The sequence below is a fragment of the Chryseosolibacter histidinae genome, from assembly GCF_018598225.1.
Classification (GTDB): Bacteria; Bacteroidota; Bacteroidia; order Cytophagales; family Cyclobacteriaceae; genus Chryseosolibacter; species Chryseosolibacter histidini.
Map to the genome: position 1 here is coordinate 1 of NZ_JAHESF010000075.1, position 20,235 is coordinate 20,235.

Genomic DNA, 20,235 nt, shown 5'->3' on the forward strand with positions numbered 1-20,235 from the left:
TTAATGCCCCCGCCCCCACCGATCTAAACACCCCCAACTGCGGCGGCAGGGGGCTCTTTTTATAACAGCCAGCAAATTTTGTTTTTCGTGGGAGGATCGAACGCGCGCGGGGGCCGGGGGCCGCGACAGTAGGCAAAGGATCGTGTAAAGCAATCACGACTGTATTATAATTGAAACATCACATGCAATGCATAAAACCCTCCCATTGCCTACTGCACGATCGCTCGCGATCGTTTTGCCTACTGCCTACTATTAACGTCCCCTTGGTTTATATTTCGATTCTTTAAAGATCCTCTCCGCTTCGGGCTGTGCCATCAATTGCTGGAGCTTTATTTCAGGATGGGACTCCATGTAAGCATTCACGATCTGCCATCCTATCCACTGTGCAATGCGGCCGGGGCACTCGGGACCAACATCAAGGGTTTTGGGCCGCTCGCCCAGGTATTTTTGTTTCACCATGTGGCTGGTGGAATACAGCACTTTGTCGTCAATGAAACGTTTCCAGATCAGGTCCTGGTTTTTGCGCGACCCCCTGACCTCCTCCGATGAGTACCAGATCAGAATACTATCGGGCACGCAAGGCAGCATGTGTTTGGCGAAGTAGAACGCTTTTCCGTAAGCGATCATATCGGCCAGCACGGTTTTGTCTTGCACCCGGGTTTTGTTGAACCGGTCGCTGATGCCATAGAGCAGCATGCATGAGGGAACGATGTTCTCCTTTACATACTGCCTGAGCTGGTAGTCATACACCTGAGGCCTGAACCGGGCGCCTTCCCCCAGGTAATAATCGAGCGAAACAATGATCAGGGAATCCGAAAAGAACATATCACTGTCGAGGCCGGAGATCACCGTCTGCACTTTGGGCGGCACAAAATCGGGATAATAATACTTGATGTTGGCAAAGGCCTGGGTGAACTGGGCTTTGAGATCAGACCCGTCTCCAAAAACCCGGTGTGTTTCCATCAGTAGTGTATCGATGTGCGGGTTGGTGAGCTTCTTATAGATCGTGTTGATGAAAACAGAATCGTTCGGGTAGGTGGTTCTCCTGAAAACATAATCCCTGATCAGGGGCTCGCGTGTGAAAAGCTCAACAAGACCTTGTTTGGAAGAGATGCCCGCGAGCGAATCTTCGAAACGTTCAAAGGTGAGGTCAACGGTAACCTGTGAAACATCAGGTGTAAAAACACATTTTTCCTCCTCCTCTTTTCCGCAGCTCCACAGCGTGGCGATCAGGATGGCAAAACCGAAATACTTTTTCATGCGGCAAAAATATCGAAAATTGGTTACCGGTTGCCGGTTTCCGGTTAGCCGGTTGGGGGAGAAGTTTAAAGTTTGAAGTTTAAGGTTTAAAGTTGGGGCAATGGCAAGATTCAGTTGATTGTATCCAAAGTTTATATCTGAAAATCAGTCATGTATATACACAGCCCGAACCGGCAACTGGCAACCAATTGTCTACTTCATTTCGAAGGTCAATTTATCAGAAGGGTTGTTGCGGGTAAGTCTCAAACTACGCACGTTGCCGCGCGCTGTTACGTGCACCAGGTTCGACTGGTCTTCATGGGTTTCGGTAATGATATCGTTGAGGACCTGGATGGTCTTCCATTTCTTTACGTTGCTTACCTCGATATAAAAAACAAAAGCCTCTCCATCTTTTTCATGGCCGAGGTAATTGGTCTTCTGGGGTTTATTGTCGAGCGTGATCTTAAAGTGGTCTTTCAGGTAGGTGCTCACCATCTGGTCTATCGTCTGGCCGTTTTTGGGTTCGAGGATATCCAGCTCGGGCTGGTTGAGCTTTTCGCGCATGGTAAGCTCCATGTCGTCGATAAAAACGCGCATCATGATCTCGAGCGCCTTGTCTTTTTCATCGAATTCTATCTCCGTCACAGAAACGTGAATGGGGTGGAGGTATAACCCCAAGGCTAAAACCTGAATAAAACCGGCAATGGATGAAAAGAAAGTCATAGATCAAACAGGTGAGTAAAAGCAAATTGTTCTCCAATATTAATACCTGGAGGCTATTCCTAAAGGCAAATTTCCCGGATTTAACGCCTCCCTTCCTAAAAAACTTGCATTTCGACAAAATGATCCAGTCTACATCCAGAATTTATGCTGTATACTTGAGCCCGCGAATGCGACCGTAAAATTCCATGAGTCAGTTTGAAGTGTATTTTATCGAGGGCAAAAGACACATCCTCGACTATATGAATGGCTATGACCACATTCTTTTTGTAGTCGCCCTCTGTGCCCTTTACCAGATGCGCGACTGGAAGCGGGTGCTGGTGCTGGTCACGGCATTCACCATCGGCCATTCCATCACCCTGGCACTCTCCACGCTCAACATCATCACCGTTAATGTGGAGCTGATCGAGTTTCTCATCCCGGTAACGATCCTGATCACAGCTGTTTCGAACGTCTTCAAAAATGAAGAGAACTTCAACGGACGGGTTATTCAGCTCAATTATTTCTACGCCGCCTTTTTCGGGCTCATCCACGGGATGGGTTTTTCAAATTATCTGAAAAGTATCCTGGGCCGCGACAGGAACATCATATCCCAGCTTTTTGCCTTTAATCTGGGACTGGAGTATGGCCAGATAATTATCGTTGCCATATTGCTCATTGTCAGCTTTATATTGGTCGATCTTTGTGGTGTAAGCCGCAGAGACTGGAAGCTGGCGCTTTCATGGGCGGTGGCCGGTATATCGCTGATCCTGATCAAAGACAAGATCTTCTGGTAAGTTTTTGCAGTCCGGCTGCTTATTGGCTTCGCGTTTTGAATTTGAACTCATAACCTAAATTTCCTATAAAATGAATCGCATCCTTATTTTTCTACTGGCCCTAAGCCTGAATTTTGGCTGGGCGCAGGAAAACAAATGGCAGGGAAAGTTCGAGCAGCTTGACCAGACGTTACCAACCCCCAACGAATACCGCACGGGCTCGGGCGCACCGGGACCTAAATACTGGCAGCAGCAGGCGGACTACGTTATGAACATTGAGCTCAACGATGATAACCAGTCTATCACAGGTTCTGAAACCATCACCTACCACAATAATTCTCCTGACGTTCTGAAATACCTGTGGCTTCAGCTCGATCAGAACATTCTGTCTGAGAACAATACCCTGAAGACCACGGGCACCGGTGCTGTAAAAGATTCCGCAGCCGCCAAAACCTATGCGGCAGAGGTGTCTGATTTCAAAGCCGGCTTCAATGTGAAGGCTGTAAAAGACGCCGCCGGCAAAGGCCTTCCTTTTATGATCAACAACACCATGATGCGTGTGGACCTTCCGCAGCCCCTGAAACCCGGTGAGAAAATTTCTTTCGGGGTGGATTGGTCTTTCAATATCGTAGACCGCAGCGTGTTCGGTCAGCGCAGCGGGTTGGAGTATTTTCCGGAAGACGGCAACTACATCTATGCCATCGCGCAGTTCTTTCCGCGCATGTGCGTGTATGACGATTACGAAGGATGGCAGAACAAACAGTTCCTTGGAAAAGGAGAGTTTACATTGCCTTTCGGCGATTATAAGGTACGCATCACTGTGCCGGGCGACCACATCATCGGTGCCACCGGCGTGCTGAAGAACCCGCAGGATGTGCTCACCAAAACCGAGATCGATCGTTTCGAAAAAGCGAAGACCAGCTTCGATAAACCGGTGATCATCGTTACCCAGTCAGAAGCTACGCAGAAAGAAAAAACAAAACTGAAGACGAAGAAAACATGGGAGTTTCATGCCGAGAACGTGCGTGACTTCGCCTTTGCTACTTCGCGTAAATTCATCTGGGATGCCCAGGCTGTGAAGATCGGCAGCAAAACACCGCTGGCGATGTCGTTCTATCCCAAGGAAGGAAATCCGCTGTGGGAACAAGAGTCGACCAAAGCTGTGAAGAACACACTGGAAGTTTACTCACGCCACACCATCGACTATCCCTATCCGGTTGCTATCTCGGCACATACCGCCAGCATCGGCATGGAGTACCCGATGATCTGCTTCAACTTCGGTCGCCCGAAAAAAGACGGCACTTACACACCGCAATTGCGCCAGGGCATGATCGGCGTGATCGTGCATGAGGTGGGCCACAACTTCTTCCCCATGATCATCAACAACGACGAGCGCCAGACCACCTGGATGGATGAAGGTGTGAACAGCTTCGTTCAGCTGATCTGCGAGCTGGAGCGTTACCCTGACATCGACTGGTCAAGAGGCAAACCCGCCGGCATTGTCAACTACATGAAAGGCGACAAGAACCTGCAGCGCCCGCTGATGACAAACTCCGAGCAGGTGATCATGTTCGGGCCGGAGCAATATGCGAAAGCCGCCACAGCCTTGTACATTCTGCGCGAAACAGTGATGGGCAAAGATCTGTTCGACAAAGCCTTTAAAGAATACGCACAACGTTGGGCATTCAAACATCCCAAACCCGCCGACTTTTTCCGCACCATGGAAGATGCCTCGGCTGTTGATCTTGACTGGTTCTGGAAAGGCTGGTTCTACACCACAGACGTGAATGACCAAACCCTGGAGCAGGTGAAATGGTATCGCCTGCGCGATGAAAAATCGAGCGTTGAAAACAAGAATGTGAAAGTGCAGAAAGGTGATCTTGCCGCCGAAGGTTCAGGTGATAAGAAGACCGACTTCAACGATGGTCCGCAGGAATTCAGCCTGGTTGAAACGAAGCCCCAGTTCTACGGTGAGTTCCAGAGCCGCATCGACGATAAAGCGATCATGAAAAAGCTCCAGGGCAAAAACATTTATGAGGTCACACTTTCAAACAAAGGCGGCCTGGTGATGCCCGTGATCATCGAGTGGCGGTACAAGGATGGCACCAGTGAGCTGGAGCGGATCCCTGCCGAGATCTGGAGGATCAACGAGAACAAGATCAGCAAAGTGTTTGTAAAAGAAAAAGAGGTGACCAATGTGATGATCGACCCGAATATGGAGACCGCCGATGTAAATATCGAGGATAACATGTTCCCGAAAGTGCAGAAAGATTCGAAATTCGATCAGTTTAAGAAGAAAGCAAACTAGATGGCTTCTAGCATCACCCATTTGTGGCGATCGCTTTATGTAAATTTTTTTTGGAGTGCCGGATTTTTCCGGCACTTTTGTTTTTCTTACAGACAACGCAAAACAACCTATGAAGACTATAACCCAAATTGTCGCTGTGATCATTATGGTGTTGCTGACCGCGTTTGCCTTTGCGCAAAACCAGCAGCCCTGGAAAGGAAAATTTGAGCAGCTTGGAGAAACACTGCCAACACCCAACAGCTACCGGACAGGCTCCGGCGCCCCCGGCCCCAACTACTGGCAACAACGCGCCGATTATGAGATCAGTGCCGAAGTAGATGATAAAACACAGGTGCTTACCGGATCTGAAAAGATCACCTATTATAACAATGCACCCGAGGCTCTGAATTTTCTCTGGCTTCAGCTTGATCAGAACGTGTTCGCACCCAACAACATGACCGACCAGACGCGCACAGGCGTGGTAAAAGACTCTGTGCCGGCAGGATTTTTAGGTTACGTTTCCGGCATCACCCCTTCTGATTACAAAGGCGGATACACCATCAAATCGGTAAGAGATGCCACGGGAAAAAATCTTCCCTATACCATCAACAACACCATGATGCGTGTAGACCTGCCGGCGCCGATGAAGACGGGCGATAAGTTCACTTTTTCGGTGGACTGGTCGTACACCGAATATGACCGCCAGATTTTCAATGGCCGCGGCGGCTACGAATTCTTCCCTGAAGACGGCAACTACGTTTACACCTTCGCGCAGTGGTTTCCCCGCATGTGCGTGTTCGACGATTATGAAGGATGGCAGAACAAGCAGTTCCTCGGCCAGGGAGAGTTTGCGCTTACGTTCGGAAATTATCGCGTGAAGATCACCGTTCCCTCCGATCACATCGTCGGCGCCAGTGGCACGCTTCAGAATGCAAAAGATGTGCTTACCAAAGAGCAGCTCGAAAAATTTGAAAAAGCAAAAAAGACGTTTGATACGCCTGTGATCATCGTCTCTGAGGACGAGGCGAAACAGAAAGAAAAAACAAAATCGACCAAGAAGAGCACCTGGGAATTTTACGCGGAGAATGTGAGGGACTTCGCCTTCGCACATTCGCGCAAATTCATCTGGGATGCCATGGCCGTTAAAGTAGGCGACAAAACACCTTTGGCCCAATCGCTTTATCCGAAAGAAGGCAATCCGCTATGGGGAAAAGAATCGACCAAAGCCATCAGGAATGCGCTGGAGATCTATTCTGAAAGAACGATCCAGTATCCTTATCCCGTAGCATATTCTGTGCATACCGCTAACCAGGGAATGGAGTATCCCATGATCTGCTTCAATGGCGGAAGGCCCAACAAAGATGGCACGTATTCACAGCAGACCCTGTTCAGCATGGTGATGGTGATCGTGCACGAAGTGGGTCACAACTTCTTCCCGATGATCGTGAACTCAGACGAGCGCCAATGGTCATGGATGGACGAAGGATTGAACACCTTCCTGGAAAAAGAGACCATGCGCGTGCGTTACCCCGAACTGGCCGGAACCCGTGGCACACCGAAAGGTATTGTTCCGTATATGAAAGGTGAGAAATCGCAGATGCGCCCCATCATGTCGATGTCTGATAACATCCGCCAGAACGAATTCGGACCCAACGCCTATACCAAACCTTCTGCCGCCCTCACGTTGCTGCGTGAAACAGTGATGGGACCTGAGCTGTTCGATAGAGCCTTCAAGGAATATGCCGAGCGTTGGGCTTTCAAACATCCCAAACCTGCCGACTTCTTCCGCACCATGGAAGACGCCTCGGCCGTTGACCTCGACTGGTTCTGGAGAGGTTGGTTCTTTACCACTGACAACGTTGATGTAGACCTCAGTGAAGTGAAGTGGTTCCGCCTGAAAAGTGAAAAGTCAGACCCCGAAAAGAAAGATGTGAAGGTAAAATCAGGCGACCTGGCTTCCGGCAACGGTAAGGGTGGCGGCGCGAATGATTTCAGCAATGGTCCGCAAGAGTTTACGCTGATCAATACACCCGAGCAGCTGAACGGCGAATTCAAAAGCCGTGTGGATGATAACGCCGTGCGCAAAAAGCTGGAAGGAAAGAACATCTACCAGCTGAAGTTTAAGAATGTCGGTGGATTGGTGACCCCGCTGGTGATCGAATGGACGTATAAAGATGGCTCGAAAGAGATCGAACGTATTCCTGCCGAAATATGGCGGATCAATGAAAGCGAGATCACCAAGGTTTTTGTGAAAGAAAAAGAGGTGGTGAACATCGTGGTCGATCCCAACGCCGAGCTGGCCGATGTGGAAGTGAAGAACAACGCATTCCCGAAAAAGACCGATTCGAAGTTCGATCAGTTCAAGAGAAATAACTAATATCTTTCAGGGATGACATCCTTCGAAAGGATGTCATCCCTTTTTTATTGTCCACAATCCACCGAGGAGTCGCGTTTGGACTTATCTAACACCTCACTGCTGTGGTCTGTCGACCGTGGACCATGGACAAGCACCACTATTTAATTTTGCCGCAAAGACACAAAGTGCGATCTTCGTACAAAACCACTTTTGTTTATGTCTGCGACCGTTGAAACCCTCGCTACCACCTGCAAGAACTGTGACGTTACCTTTGATGGAAAGTTTTGCCCCAATTGTTCCCAGAAGGCTAGCACCCATCGCTTTACGTTGGGCCATTTTATTCACGAGTTTCTTCATGCGTTCACCCATACCGATAAAGGGATCCTGTTCCTGATCAAGGAGATGTTTTTCCATCCCGGCAAGGTGGCCCTCGAGTACAACGCCGGCAAAAGAAAGAAGTATTTCAATCCTATTACATTTCTCCTGATCATGACGGCCATTCAGGTGTACACAACTTCAAAAACCGGCCTCTTCACACAATATGCGGAATCACTTCAAACTCTTATGGAGCAGATGGTGGGAAATGCGGGAGGGTCTGCTGTTGACTTGCAGGAAGTGGATCGACAGATGGATGAAGCAGATCGCACAATGATGATGGTTTCGGAAAACAATAAGTTACTTACCATGCTGTTTATACCGGTGTTATCATTTCTGACCTGGCTGTTCTTCAGGAGATCGGGTCATAACTACGCTGAAAACCTGGTGTTCAACGTGCTGATTAATGGGCAGCTGATGGTGTTCTTCCTGATATTTTCTGTGATCCCGTTTCTTATAAAACCTTCGCTTGTCATATTCTGGCTTTTGCTATACTTCCTGCTGAACTGGATCTACAGTTTTATAGCTTACAGGCAGTTCTTCAAACAAGGATGGGGTATTACCATATTTAAAGGGCTGGTGGTGCAGGTCATCTACCTGGTCCTGGTTCAAAACATCACCGCCTTGCTGTTAGGTTTTCTGAAGAAATGAAAAATAGTCTACGGTCGATGGTTCATAATCCACAATCAACCCTTTGAGGGCTTTTCACGAGGTAGTGTCGTTAAAATTTTTATTTGCCACATGTATAACCCTCAAAGGGTTGTTCTCGTCTCTGCTGTGGACCGTCGACTGCTCCTCAATCCCCGAGATGTAACTTATGAAGGAACCGGTGGGCTATGGGTGAAAGAAAAACCGCTACAGTGCTCAGGAACACCACGCCGCTAAAAACCGCATAGAAGGACGCAAACCACTTGGCGCCATCATTCTTCAGCGCGTCAACGGGACCCATGCCTGCCAGGATCATGGAGGCATTGAGAAACGAATCCAGCCAGCCCAGCTCGTTCAGGTAATGGTATCCCAGCGTTCCTATTCCAAGGGAGATGCCCAGCAGCACAAAAGAAAAAGTACCATACCACAGCACCCTGAGGATAAACTGCCTGCGGGGCAGCAATGGCTCTGAACGGCGCTCGAAGTCCATATTGAAGTTAGTTATAAGGATGACATCCTTTCAAAGGATGTCATCCTTGTGCGAACAGCTTTCCTATCTTTTCCAGGTCTACGTTCCCGCCTGAAAAGATCACCCCTACGCGTTTGCCTTTCAGTTTCTCTTTTGCTTTCAGCAACGCTGCAAAAGGAACGGTGCCTGATGTCTCAACAACGAGCTTCAGTCTTTCCCATACAATGCGCATGGCGTCTATGATCTCCTGGTCGGTAACCGTAATGATCTCCTTTACATTCTCTCTGATGATGGGGAAAGTTTTATCACCGAGGGAAGTGAGCAATCCATCGGCAATGGTGTTGGCCTGCGAGGTTTCGATCTTTCCGCTTTGCATAGAACGGAAGGCATCATCAGCGCCGGCGGGCTCTCCTGCCAGCACAATAGTTTTGGGTGAGAAGAATTTGGTGGCTAGTGAAATGCCACTGAGCAACCCGCCACCGCCTACGGGCGCAATGATGTAATCGAGGTCATTCACCTCTTCGAATAATTCCTTCGCAGCAGTAGCCTGGCCTGTCATCACGTCGTAATTGTTGAACGGGTGAATTTCCGTGGCGCCGGTTTTTTTGATCACCTCTTTCAGGGTTGTTTCACGTGCCTGCAGTGTAGGCTCGCATTCAAAGATCTCGCCGCCATAGCCGATCACACCTTTCTTTTTGATCTCGGGTGCAGTACGTGGCATCACGATGTAGGATCTTGTTCCCAGTATTTTCGCGGCCCTCGCCAAGGCTTGCGCATGATTTCCGCTGGAGTGTGTGGCCACCCCTTTTGCACGTTCCTCAGCCGAAAGCGACAGTGTTGCATTCATCGCCCCGCGGGCCTTGAAGGCGCCTACGTTCTGCAGGTTCTCACATTTGAAAAAGACGCTGCAGCCGGCCACGCTGTTGATGCTTTCGGAGGTCATCACCGGTGTGCGGTGAATATAGGGTTTGATGCGCTCGTGAGCGTCGATGATGGCTTGTTTATCAGGAATTGTGTTCATATCAATGTTCAGTTTCCCGGAGATTCAGCTCCGGGTTTCAGCTCCGGGTTCCGGGTGCAAACCAGGTTTCAGCCCCAGGGTCAATGTGCATCCAGCCAGTTATCAGCCACGCCGATCTCCACCTCCATGGGCACCTCGAGCTGTACGGCGCTGCGCATCAGCTGTATCACATTCTCTTTCACCACGTCTACCTCATCCTTATGTACATCAAACACAAGCTCATCGTGCACCTGCATGGTCATGCGTGTTTTCAGCTTTTCTTTGGTGAGCCACCGGTGAATGTTCACCATGGCGATCTTGATGATGTCTGCCGCGCTGCCCTGGATCGGCGCGTTGATGGCGTTGCGTTCGGCAAAACCGCGGGTGGCCATGTTGCGTGAGTTGATATCGCGCAGGTATCGCCTTCTGCCCATGATGGTTTCAACGTATTCTATTTCGCGGGCCTTGCCGATGGAGTCGTCCATGTAACGTTTGATGGCCGAGAACTCCTGGAAATACGCTTTGATGATCTCGGAGGCTTCGGCGCGGGGAATGCCCAGGTTCTGCGAGAGCCCAAAGGCTGTGCTGCCGTAAAGAATGCCGAAGTTCACTTCCTTCGCTTTCCTTCTCATATCGGCGGTAACATCCTCTATAGCCACTTTGAAAACCTTGGCCGCCGTGGTGGTGTGAATGTCGCGTTTGGTGCGGAACGCCTCGATCATGGTCTCATCTTTGGCGAAAGACGCGGCAATGCGCAGCTCGATCTGCGAGTAGTCTGCCGACATGAAGAGATAATCTTCGTTGCGGGCAACAAACGCTTTGCGGATCTGCCTTCCCTTCTCTGTACGGATCGGGATGTTCTGCAGGTTGGGGTTGTTGGAGCTTAGCCGCCCCGTTACAGCCCAGGCCTGCCGGTAGTCGGTATGGATGCGGCCATCGTACTGGCTGATCATTCTTGGCAGCGCCTCTACGTACGTTGAACGAAGCTTGTCATACTCGCGGTAGTCCAGGATCTTGCGGGCGATCTCATGTTCTGCCGCCAGCCCCAGCAGCACATCTTCACCGGTGGCGTACTGACCCGACTTCGTTTTTTTAGGCTTTTCAAGGAGCTTCATTTTTTCGAAGAGCACTTCGCCGAGCTGCTTGGGTGATCCTATGTTGAATTCTGATTCCGCGATCTGGTAAATTTCTTTCTGCACCCTTTCGATCTCACCCTTCAGGTCTTCAGACATTTTGTTCAGCGCTTTCACGTCTACCTTCACACCTTCGTATTCCATCGCTGCCAGTACCGTAGCCAGGGGCATCTCAACGTCACTCATCAGCTTTTGGTGTCCGCGCTCAGCGAGGTCTTTCTCGATCAGTGATCTTACCTGGAAGATCTTGTCCACCCGCTCGCACACCTGGTTCTTTTGCTTCGAGTCAGGGTCAGCCAACATTTCATAGTTAAGGTACGCAGAGCAAAGCTCCCGCAGCGCATGAGATGCTTCAGGCTCGATGAGGTAGTGCGCCAGCATGATGTCGAACAAAGGGCCGCGCAACTCAACGCCGTATTTCTTCAGGGCCAGCATGAAGGCCTTGAGGTTGTGGCCGGTCTTGGCGATCTTCTCGTCTTCAAACACAGTTTTAAATTCCAGCGCAACCTGCTCTGCTTCTTCAGCCGTGCCGATAGGAATAAAATGTGCTTCGCCTTCCTTCCACGAAAAAGCAAGACCCTTGAGCTGATATTCGAAGTTGGCGGCATCATCCGTGATGGATTCGATGGCGATGCTTTCCTGCTTGCACAGGTTTTCAAGGAACGCCTTGCGCAGCTCCGGAAGATCGACCATGTAATAGCTCAGGGTATCGGCCACGGTAGCTTTTTTCTCCTCTGTCTGCGCGGCCGGAGTTTTGGCAAACATATTAAGCTGCGGACTCTGCTGAACCTTGGGCGCTGCCGTTGTGCCGGTACTGCTATCGCCGAACGCGCGGCCCGCAATGGCCTTGAATTCAAGGTCGTCAAAAATGGGTTTGAGAATATCTACGATTGGCCCCGTATACCGCAGCTGCTCCTCGTCAAACGCGATGGGAACATCCGTAATGATGGTAGCCAGTTGTTTCGACAGAATGGCCTGCTCTCCGTATTGGGTCATCAGCTCCTTCTGCTTGCCTTTCAGCTCGTGCGCATGGGCTACCGCATTTTCAACGCTGCCGTATTGTTTGATGAGCGCCGCCGCCGTTTTAGGACCGATGCCGGGCACGCCGGGAATGTTATCGGAAGTATCACCCTGGAGACCAAGGATGTCCCGCACCTGCGATACATTTTCAATGTCCCATTTCTCACAAACTTCTTTTACACCCAGCACGTCAACGGCGTTGCCCATGTAGGCGGGTTTATAGAGAAATACACAGTCGTTTACAAGTTGCCCGAAGTCTTTGTCAGGGGTCATCATATACACTTCGAAACCTTGTTGGCAGGCCTGCGAAGCGATGGTGCCGATGATGTCGTCTGCTTCAAACCCATCGAGCTCAAGAATGGGAATGTTAAAGCCGCGGATGATCTCTTTCACTTTCGGGATGCCATAGCGGATGTCTTCGGGAGTTTCCTGGCGGGTGGCTTTGTAATCGGCAAAGATCTTGTCGCGGAAAGTTTTTGCGGCTGTATCGAAAGCTACGCCGATATGGGTGGGCTTCTGCTTTTGAATTACCTCCATCAGCGTGTTGGTGAATCCGAAGGGAACGGAAGTGTTCACGCCCCTTGAATTGATCCTGGGTGTTTTGGTGAACGCGAAATGCGCCCTGTAAATGAGGGCATAGGCATCGAGCAGGAAAAGCTTCTTAGCAGGTGTATCCATAGGGCCGCAACTTATGAATTGAAAACTATCTTTTTATGGAAGAAAGTAAAAATCATTCAATTTAATGATGTTGCCCATTTCTCCCAGCCTTAATTTGCGGTTAACCGGCTGGTATTACTTTTCGCTGGCCGCATGATGTACATGAATAAATTCATTTTTTTTGTCTTACTGCTTTCTGCCGCAGGATGCCAGGTAGAGCAGGCATCTGACACGTGGGAAACAGATCTGTATCCTGACAGTAACAACATTCCACGATCGGTGATTTCACTGCCTTCCGGCGATGGATACCTGGTTTTAGGCCAGAAGTTCACAGAGATCGATTCGATCCAGCATGCCTCCGCCCTGGTGAAGCTTTCGCAGGATGGCAAAGTCTTGAAAGAAACATTCTTTGGCGGGGATCGCGCCAGGCTTGTGAATATTTCCAGCGATGGAACGAACAGGATCGTGCTGGCCGGTGTCGATGATGGCAAGTTGTGGATCAGGCGGGTTGATGAGGATTTGAATGTGGTATCTGACACCGTGTTCAGCGAGCTAGAGGCCCAGGACCTGTATTATCCTAAAGTGCTGTTTGATGGCAACGACCTCATTGTGTTGCTGAACGCCCCGCTCCGGTTGATCAGGATGACGGATGATTATCGCGTGGTCTGGAATAAAATGATCCGAAACGAATTTTGCAATGATGGCACATCAGGCAGCTACATTATGTTTCACGATGCGTTCCTTGACGGCAAAGGCAACATTGTTGTTACAGGTGAGGGCCATCCTTTTCAGGAACACGACGAAGAAAACTATAACTACGACGCTTTCTTCGCACAGCTTGATGTTGTTACCGGTAAGCAAAAATGGTTTCGCGCTTATGGCAACGGTGAAGGATATGTTGTATCCAGGGCGATCGTTGCAATGAATGACAAATACTACGCTACCGGCATGGCAAGGAACAATGACGGAGGGCCAACTGATTACTTCGATGTATACGTTTACTGTCTCGCCAACAATGGGGAGCTGTTGTGGGCCAAATCGTTTGGTGGTTCTGACACCGAATGGGGAAATGACCTGGAAGTTTTCGAAGACAGGCTCAAGATCGTAGGATACACGCGGTCGTCAGACGGTGTGATGTCAGGAAATAACGGCAATGCCGATTTTTATGTGGCCTCTATGAATGCAGCGGGAGAAGATCTTGAAGTTAAAGTATTCGGTAGTATTCAGAATGACGAGCTCAACACCATTGAAAACATTGGCGGCGGCCACGCTTTGCTGCTGGGCAACTCAAATTTAAAAACTTCAGAATACGGTAATGCCTGGAAAATAATCAAAGTGAAAGATCATTGATCAGCTTAAATAAAAGACTTTTGGCCAGGCAGTGCCCGAAAGGATCGGGCTAGACTGCGCTGGCTGTACCGATTGCCATCAATGGGCGCAAGCGCCTTCCACACAGTGCTCAACAACGGGAAATGCCCATTGGGAAAGGAGACGGTCCTCATGGCACCGGCTTTTTATTGGGTACTCCTTCAAATTCCTGCCGCCAATACAATAAAAAACCCATCCATCGCCAGTAGTGGCGCATGGATGGGCTCCATAGAAACAAGTTAAATATTTCAGGTCATGTTAGCAATACCCATACCGTTGTATTTTTCGGAACTATTTCAATCTTGCCCTGAAAAATTCCAGCGTATGCTTGTAAGCATCTTCCGTTGAAGCTTTGTCGAAGATCGGATTGCTCGGGTTGGCGAAGCCGTGCTCTGCATCATAGTTCTTCACCGTAAGCTTTTTGCCCGCAGCCTGCATATTGGCTTCGAATTTTTTAACCACTTCAGGGGTGATGTACTTCTCGCGTGATGCAAAAATACCCAGCACGTCTGTGTTCAGTGTTTTCAGTCTTTCAACATCGTCTACAGGCATGCCGTAATAGATCACACAACCCGCAGCCTGTTTGCCGGCCGTGAGCGTAGCCTGCAATGATTGCCCTCCGCCGAAGCACCAGCCAATAGTGCCTACTTTGGCATCTTTACCGGCATAGGCAAGCGCGCCCTTCACAATGGCGTCGCCGCGCTCCTGTTTGAACTGTTGCATGTAGCCGGCAGCGGTCTGGCGGTCTGCCGTCACTTTGCCATCGTACATATCCAGCGCGATGATGTTCACGTTTCCAAGATCTTTGTAAAGGGTCTCGGTCTGTTTCTTGATGTAATCGTTCAGGCCCCACCACTCCTGGAACACGAAGATCCAGTTGTTGGTCTTTTTCTTGGCCTCGATCAGGTATCCGCTGGCTTGCTGACCATCGGGTGTTTTGAAGGTGATCATCTTGCCACCTTCCTGGCTGATGTGTACGTAGTTGCCCGGACGCGGATGCTCCGCATTGAAGTCCTTGTTGGAGGCAAACATGGCGAACTTCTCCGTTGACGACGTATGGCACACGGTGATGTCCTGGCCGAAGCCGAGAACCGATGCCGCGCAAAGGCAGATGAGTAGGTAGATTTTTTTCATATGATTAAAGGGTTAGATAAGACTGCTCCACTGCAAGTATATCTCATTCTTTCAATTGTCCCGTGATCACGCGATCGTATGTGATAAAATCGGTGTTGATCGGTTCAAATCCTTTTTGACGCAACAGCATGGCAACCTGGGCCCGGTGATACGACGAATGATTCACCAGGTGTACCATGATCATCTCCACGTTATTGGTATAAGGTTCGCCCACATAATTGGTGTAGGTGAGCTGGCGATCGAAGTTGTCGTTGCTCTCCACAAATTCCAGCCACTCCTTTCCTGCTTTTTCCGAGAGCTTCAAAAGCTGATCGAGTGAATATTCACCCCACAGCTTTACATCCGGCGGTGGCAGGCCTTTGATCCTGTGCAGCCACAGGAACTGGGCGGCTACGACGTGACCCATCAGTGAAAGTATTTTCGGATCGTTTACATTTTGCCGTTGCAGTGTGCCCAGCACCCGTTTGTTGGACCACGCATTGTATTGATACAGTTTTAAAAAATATTTTTTCATACGGGCTGCAAGGTACAATTCAAATGGTTCTTTGCGCAATTTCAGCATCGAAAGTCGCACAGAACACCCGTTAGCATGAGCCTTTCATTCGATTGAAAACAGCTTTCAGTTCTTTCCAATATTTCCTAACTTAAAAAAGATTTACGGGTCTCGTCATGGCATTCGTTTTTAAACGCAGATTTTTCCTCATCGCACGCTGGGTGATTATGGCGGGCACGCCGCTGTGGCAATGCACCTCATCATCGTCTACCGCAGAGAGAATTCCCGATGTTGTCGACTACAATTTTCATATCCGGCCCATTCTGTCTGACCGGTGCTTCAAATGTCACGGACCCGACGGCAATCAGCGCAAGGCCGACCTGAGGCTCGATACGGAGCAGGGTCTTTACAAGGCTCTGAAAGATGATCCGCAAGCCTTTGTTGTGATTGCCGGAGAGCCCGAGCATTCGGAGCTTTACCTTCGCATCAGCGCGTCAGACACTTCCATGCTCATGCCTCCGCCCTCGTCTAACCTTGCCTTGACGGAGCGTGAAGTCAAGCTCATCCGCCGATGGATCAGCCAGGGCGCAAAGTATCAGAAGCACTGGGCATTTATCCCTCCGCAACCGCGTGAAGTTCCGGAGACCGATCATGACGACTGGGCCAAGAATGAGATCGACAACTTTGTGCTGGCGCGTATGGAAGCGCAAGACCTTGAGCCCAACGAAGAGGCGGATAAGGAGCGGCTGCTGAAACGGCTCAGCTTCGACGTCACCGGCCTGCCCCCAGACCTGGCGCTGCAAAAGAAATTTCTCGCAGACGCTTCACCCGATGCTTACGAAAAAGTGGTGGATGCGCTGCTGCACAGCCCGCACTACGGAGAGAAGATGGCCATCCCGTGGCTGGATGCCGCACGCTATGCCGACTCGCATGGCTACCAGGACGACGGCTACCGCACCATGTGGCCGTGGCGCGATTGGGTGATCCACGCATTCAATGAAAATTATCCCTTCGATAAATTTCTTTCATGGCAGCTGGCGGGCGACCTTTTGCCCAACCCTACCAAAGAGATGCTGCTGGCCACCGGCTTCAACCGTAACCACAAGATCACCCAGGAAGGTGGCGTGATCGATGAAGAATACCGGATCGAATACGTGACAGACCGCACCAACACCTTCGGCAAAACTTTTCTCGGCCTCACTTTTGAGTGCGCCAAATGTCACGATCACAAATACGATCCCATCTCGCAGAAAGAATATTACAGCACCTTCGCCTTCTTCAACCAGCTCAACGAAAAAGGTCTGGTGGGCGATATTCAGCTGGCGTCGCTGGCGGATCCGCCGCGCATGAGCATCAGCAATGAAGATGTGAAGCGCATTCTCACCTTCATCAACAAAAAAGACAAAGATCCTGTGCCAGTGATGATCATGAAAGACAGCAGCAAGGTACGTCCTACGCATGTGCTCGTGCGTGGTGCCTATGATGCTCCCGGTGAGGTGGTCGACTTCAATGTGCCCACCGCCATCTATCCTTTTGATACCGCCAAGTTCGGCAGGAACCGGCTCGGCCTTGCACAGTGGCTGCTCAGCAAAGATCATCCGCTCACGTCGCGTGTGTTTGTGAACCGTGTATGGCAGGAATTCTTTGGCAGGGGCATCGTAAAAACCTCCGGTGACTTCGGCATGCAGGGTGAGCTGCCGTCACATCCCGAGCTTCTCGACTGGCTGGCCCTCGACTTCATGAACCACGGGTGGGATATCCGGCGGCTGGTGAAACAGATCGTGATGTCGGCCACTTACCGTCAGTCGGCAGCAGTATCTGAACGCAAGCTGCGATCCGATCCGGAAAACATCTGGCTGTCGCGGGCACCAAGGCTTCGCCTGCCTTCGGAGCTTATCAAGGATCACGTGCTGGCCAGCAGTGGTTTGCTGGTGCGCGAGATCGGCGGCCCCAGTGTAAAACCGTATCAGCCGAAAGGCATCTGGGAATCATCCACTTCAGGGAGAGGTGTGCTGGCGTATTATGTGCAGGATCACGACGACAAACTTTACCGCAGGGGTATGTATAATTTCATCAAACGTACGGTGCCACCCCCGGTCATGCTCATGTTCGATGCCAGCAACCGCGATCAGTGTGAAGTGAAACGTATGCGCACGAATACACCGCTGCAGGCGCTGGTGATGCTGAACGACCCCATGGTGCTGGAGGCATCGCGTGTGCTCGCCGAGCGCCTGATGCTCGAGAATACGCAGGCAGATGAAAAGATCAGCAAGGCGTTTAACCTCATTCTTTGCCGCGAAGCGGATGAGAAAGAGCTCGCGCTGCTGAACAAATATTATGAAGAAGAGCACCAGACATATGCTGCGGCACCAGACAAGGCTGCGGAGTTCATCAAACAAGGCGAGTTCAGGCACGAAGAGATCAAAGACACCGCGAGCCTGGCGTCGCTCATGCAGGTAGTGCATACATTATACAACATGGACGAAGCCATAACCCGGTAGTAATCGGGTGTAAAACTAATCCTGAAATCTTATGGATCGCCAAAATCAGCGTTAAGAGCTATGAAGAATGAGTTTTTAGAGAACAGGTTTGGAATTAACAGAAGGCATTTCCTCGGGAAGCTGAGTGTTGGCCTGGGGAGCGCGGCATTGGGTTCATTGCTGATACCAGGGTTGTTCAAGGGTGGCGACGATGACCTGGCATCGCTTGCAGGCATCCCTCACTTTGCGCCGAAAGCGAAACGGGTGATCTACCTCTTTCAGAACGGTGCGCCATCGCAGCTCGAGAGCTTCGACTATAAACCGATGTTGAATAAGATGCACGGACAGGACCTTCCTGCTTCGGTGCGTATGGGGCAACGGTTAACCGGCATGACCTCTAACCAGACCAAGTTCCCGCTGGTGGGTTCCTATTTCAAGTTCCAGCAGCATGGACAGTCCGGCGCCTGGATCAGCGAGCTCTTTCCACACATGGCGAAGATCGCCGACGAGTTGTGCTTCATCAAAAGTATGCACACGGAGGCCATCAATCATGACCCGGCACTCACGTTCATGCAAACCGGCGCGCAGCAGGGCAACCGACCCAGCATGGGCGCATGGCTGAGCTATGGACTTGGAAGTGAGAACAAAAACTTGCCGGCGTTTTGTGTGCTGCTTTCCAGGGGACGTGGCAACGGTCAGGGTGTTTATTCGAAGCTCTGGACCAACGGCTTTCTCGACAGCGTGCACCAGGGTGTGCAGTTCAGCAGCGGCGAAGAGCCCGTGCTCTATCTCAACGACCCGGCGGGTGCTGACCGTATTGCGCGGCGAAAAATGCTCGACAAGCTCGCCGAGCTCAACACCATGGGCTACGAAACTTTTGGCGACCCTGAGATCCAGACCCGCATTCAGCAATACGAAATGGCGTACCGCATGCAGACCGCCGTACCTGAGCTTTCAGACGTTTCCAAAGAACCGGATCACATCATCAAAATGTACGGCCCCGAATGCCTTGTGCCAGGCACTTACGCCGCCAATTGTTTGCTGGCGCGAAAACTGTCGGAGTCGGGCGTGAGGTTTGTGCAGCTTTATCACCAGGGATGGGACCAGCACGGAAACCTGACGGGCGAGATGCCGTTGCAGGCGCAGGATGCCGACCGCTCTTCCGCGGCGCTGGTGATGGACCTGAAACAACGTGGCCTGCTGGATGAGACCCTGGTGATCTGGGGTGGCGAATTTGGAAGAACGAATTATTGTCAGGGCAACCTGGACGAAAAAAATTATGGAAGAGATCATCACCCGAGATGCTACACCATCTGGATGGCCGGCGGCGGTGTTAAGAAAGGTATGACCTATGGCGAGACCGATGAGTTCGGCTACAATATTGTGAAAGATCCTGTGCACGTCAACGACTTCCACGCCACGGTGCTTAACCTGCTGGGACTCGACCATGAAAAGCTCACCTTCAAACACCTTGGAAGAAGATACCGGCTTACGGACGTGGCCGGCAAAGTGATAAGACCTGTTATCGCGTAAAGAACTCATGGAGCTGTTCAAAAAAATTGTAGCACACGCCGTTATTGCATTGCAGGTGCTCATCGTATTTGTGCTGTTCTTCGAGCAGCGGATCGAGGTACCGTTATTGGTGCAGGCTTTTGGAAGACTTCACCCGCTGCTGCTTCACCTGCCCATCGGCCTGTTGCTGCTCACCGCTGTTCTCATTTTTGCGAGAAAACATTTTGAAGGCGACTCCTTTTCCGATCTCGTAAACTTTCTCTTGTACCTCACATCCTTCACGGCTTCGCTCGCTGCGTTCATGGGCTTGCTGCTTTCGCTGGAAGGCGGTTACAACGAAACAGACCTCGGCCTTCACAAGTGGATGGGTGTATCGCTGAGCTTTTTATGCTGGATGTTGCTGGGCCTGAAAGAAAACTTTAAAGTGCTGGCCCCTTTGGCAATGGCAAGTGTGGTGCTGCTGATCTTCACAGGGCATTACGGTGCCAACCTCACGCACGGTGAAAATTTTGTGCTGGGTCCGCTGCAGAAAGAAGAGATCCGGGTACGACAACTTACAGACAGCACCCCGTCTGTCTCGTATCCACAG

Annotated in this window: 15 protein-coding genes; 8 read left to right on the top strand and 7 right to left on the bottom strand. The window is 50.6% G+C overall.

Features of this window, described 5'->3' with window-relative positions; genetic code table 11:
- Positions 1 to 252: 252 nt before the first annotated feature.
- Both gldB and KK083_RS31620 read right to left on the bottom strand, forming a co-directional pair.
- Positions 253 to 1,260, bottom strand: a complete 1,008-nt coding sequence (gene gldB / locus KK083_RS31615) for a gliding motility lipoprotein GldB (RefSeq protein ID WP_254170165.1) — start codon at positions 1,258 to 1,260, stop codon at positions 253 to 255.
- 192 nt (positions 1,261 to 1,452) lie between these two features.
- The gene (locus KK083_RS31620; RefSeq protein WP_254170166.1) at positions 1,453 to 1,962 is read right to left on the bottom strand and encodes a DUF6702 family protein; all 510 of its coding nucleotides are present in this window, start codon (positions 1,960 to 1,962) and stop codon (positions 1,453 to 1,455) included.
- Positions 1,963 to 2,147: 185 nt separating this feature from the next.
- On the opposite strand from KK083_RS31620, the gene KK083_RS31625 reads away from it, so the two are divergent.
- From KK083_RS31625 to KK083_RS31640, 4 genes are all read left to right on the top strand, one after another.
- A complete protein-coding gene (locus KK083_RS31625) occupies positions 2,148 to 2,735 on the top strand; it encodes a HupE/UreJ family protein (protein ID WP_254170167.1) in 588 nt (195 codons plus the stop codon).
- Between the two features lie 70 nt (positions 2,736 to 2,805).
- A complete protein-coding gene (locus tag KK083_RS31630; protein WP_254170168.1) occupies positions 2,806 to 5,022 on the top strand; it encodes a M1 family metallopeptidase in 2,217 nt (738 codons plus the stop codon).
- A 109-nt stretch (positions 5,023 to 5,131) separates the two neighbouring features.
- Positions 5,132 to 7,378: a M1 family metallopeptidase gene (locus tag KK083_RS31635; protein WP_254170169.1), complete on the top strand. Its 2,247-nt coding sequence runs from the start codon at positions 5,132 to 5,134 to the stop codon at positions 7,376 to 7,378.
- Positions 7,379 to 7,573: 195 nt separating this feature from the next.
- The gene (locus tag KK083_RS31640; RefSeq protein ID WP_254170170.1) at positions 7,574 to 8,383 is read left to right on the top strand and encodes a DUF3667 domain-containing protein; all 810 of its coding nucleotides are present in this window, start codon (positions 7,574 to 7,576) and stop codon (positions 8,381 to 8,383) included.
- Positions 8,384 to 8,528: 145 nt separating this feature from the next.
- Here KK083_RS31640 and KK083_RS31645 read toward each other — a convergent pair whose 3' ends face one another.
- From KK083_RS31645 to polA, 3 genes are all read right to left on the bottom strand, one after another.
- Entirely contained in the window at positions 8,529 to 8,870 is a 342-nt protein-coding gene (locus KK083_RS31645; RefSeq protein ID WP_254170171.1) for a hypothetical protein, read from the bottom strand.
- A 40-nt stretch (positions 8,871 to 8,910) separates the two neighbouring features.
- Positions 8,911 to 9,870: a pyridoxal-phosphate dependent enzyme gene (locus KK083_RS31650; protein WP_254170172.1), complete on the bottom strand. Its 960-nt coding sequence runs from the start codon at positions 9,868 to 9,870 to the stop codon at positions 8,911 to 8,913.
- Positions 9,871 to 9,950: 80 nt separating this feature from the next.
- Positions 9,951 to 12,680: a DNA polymerase I gene (gene polA / locus KK083_RS31655; protein ID WP_254170173.1), complete on the bottom strand. Its 2,730-nt coding sequence runs from the start codon at positions 12,678 to 12,680 to the stop codon at positions 9,951 to 9,953.
- Positions 12,681 to 12,821: 141 nt separating this feature from the next.
- Here polA and KK083_RS31660 point away from each other — a divergent pair, with 141 nt between their 5' ends.
- The gene (locus tag KK083_RS31660; RefSeq protein WP_254170174.1) at positions 12,822 to 14,009 is read left to right on the top strand and encodes a hypothetical protein; all 1,188 of its coding nucleotides are present in this window, start codon (positions 12,822 to 12,824) and stop codon (positions 14,007 to 14,009) included.
- Positions 14,010 to 14,318: 309 nt separating this feature from the next.
- Here the strand turns inward: KK083_RS31660 and KK083_RS31665 are convergent, their stop codons facing one another.
- Positions 14,319 to 15,161 carry a dienelactone hydrolase family protein gene (locus tag KK083_RS31665; protein ID WP_254170175.1) on the bottom strand — a complete coding sequence of 281 codons (843 nt, stop codon included), beginning with the start codon at positions 15,159 to 15,161 and terminating at the stop codon, positions 14,319 to 14,321.
- Positions 15,162 to 15,204: 43 nt separating this feature from the next.
- Positions 15,205 to 15,675: a DinB family protein gene (locus tag KK083_RS31670; protein WP_254170176.1), complete on the bottom strand. Its 471-nt coding sequence runs from the start codon at positions 15,673 to 15,675 to the stop codon at positions 15,205 to 15,207.
- 155 nt (positions 15,676 to 15,830) lie between these two features.
- Between KK083_RS31670 and KK083_RS31675 the strand changes: the two genes are divergently transcribed.
- From KK083_RS31675 to KK083_RS31685, 3 genes are all read left to right on the top strand, one after another.
- Positions 15,831 to 18,155, top strand: coding sequence for a PSD1 and planctomycete cytochrome C domain-containing protein (locus tag KK083_RS31675; protein WP_438834738.1), 2,325 nt, complete (start codon positions 15,831 to 15,833; stop codon positions 18,153 to 18,155).
- Positions 18,156 to 18,215: 60 nt separating this feature from the next.
- Entirely contained in the window at positions 18,216 to 19,667 is a 1,452-nt protein-coding gene (locus tag KK083_RS31680) for a DUF1501 domain-containing protein (protein ID WP_254170177.1), read from the top strand.
- A gap of 7 nt (positions 19,668 to 19,674) precedes the next feature.
- Positions 19,675 to 20,235 (top strand): DUF2231 domain-containing protein (locus tag KK083_RS31685; RefSeq protein ID WP_317195259.1); only part of this gene is annotated, 561 nt, incomplete at its 3' end.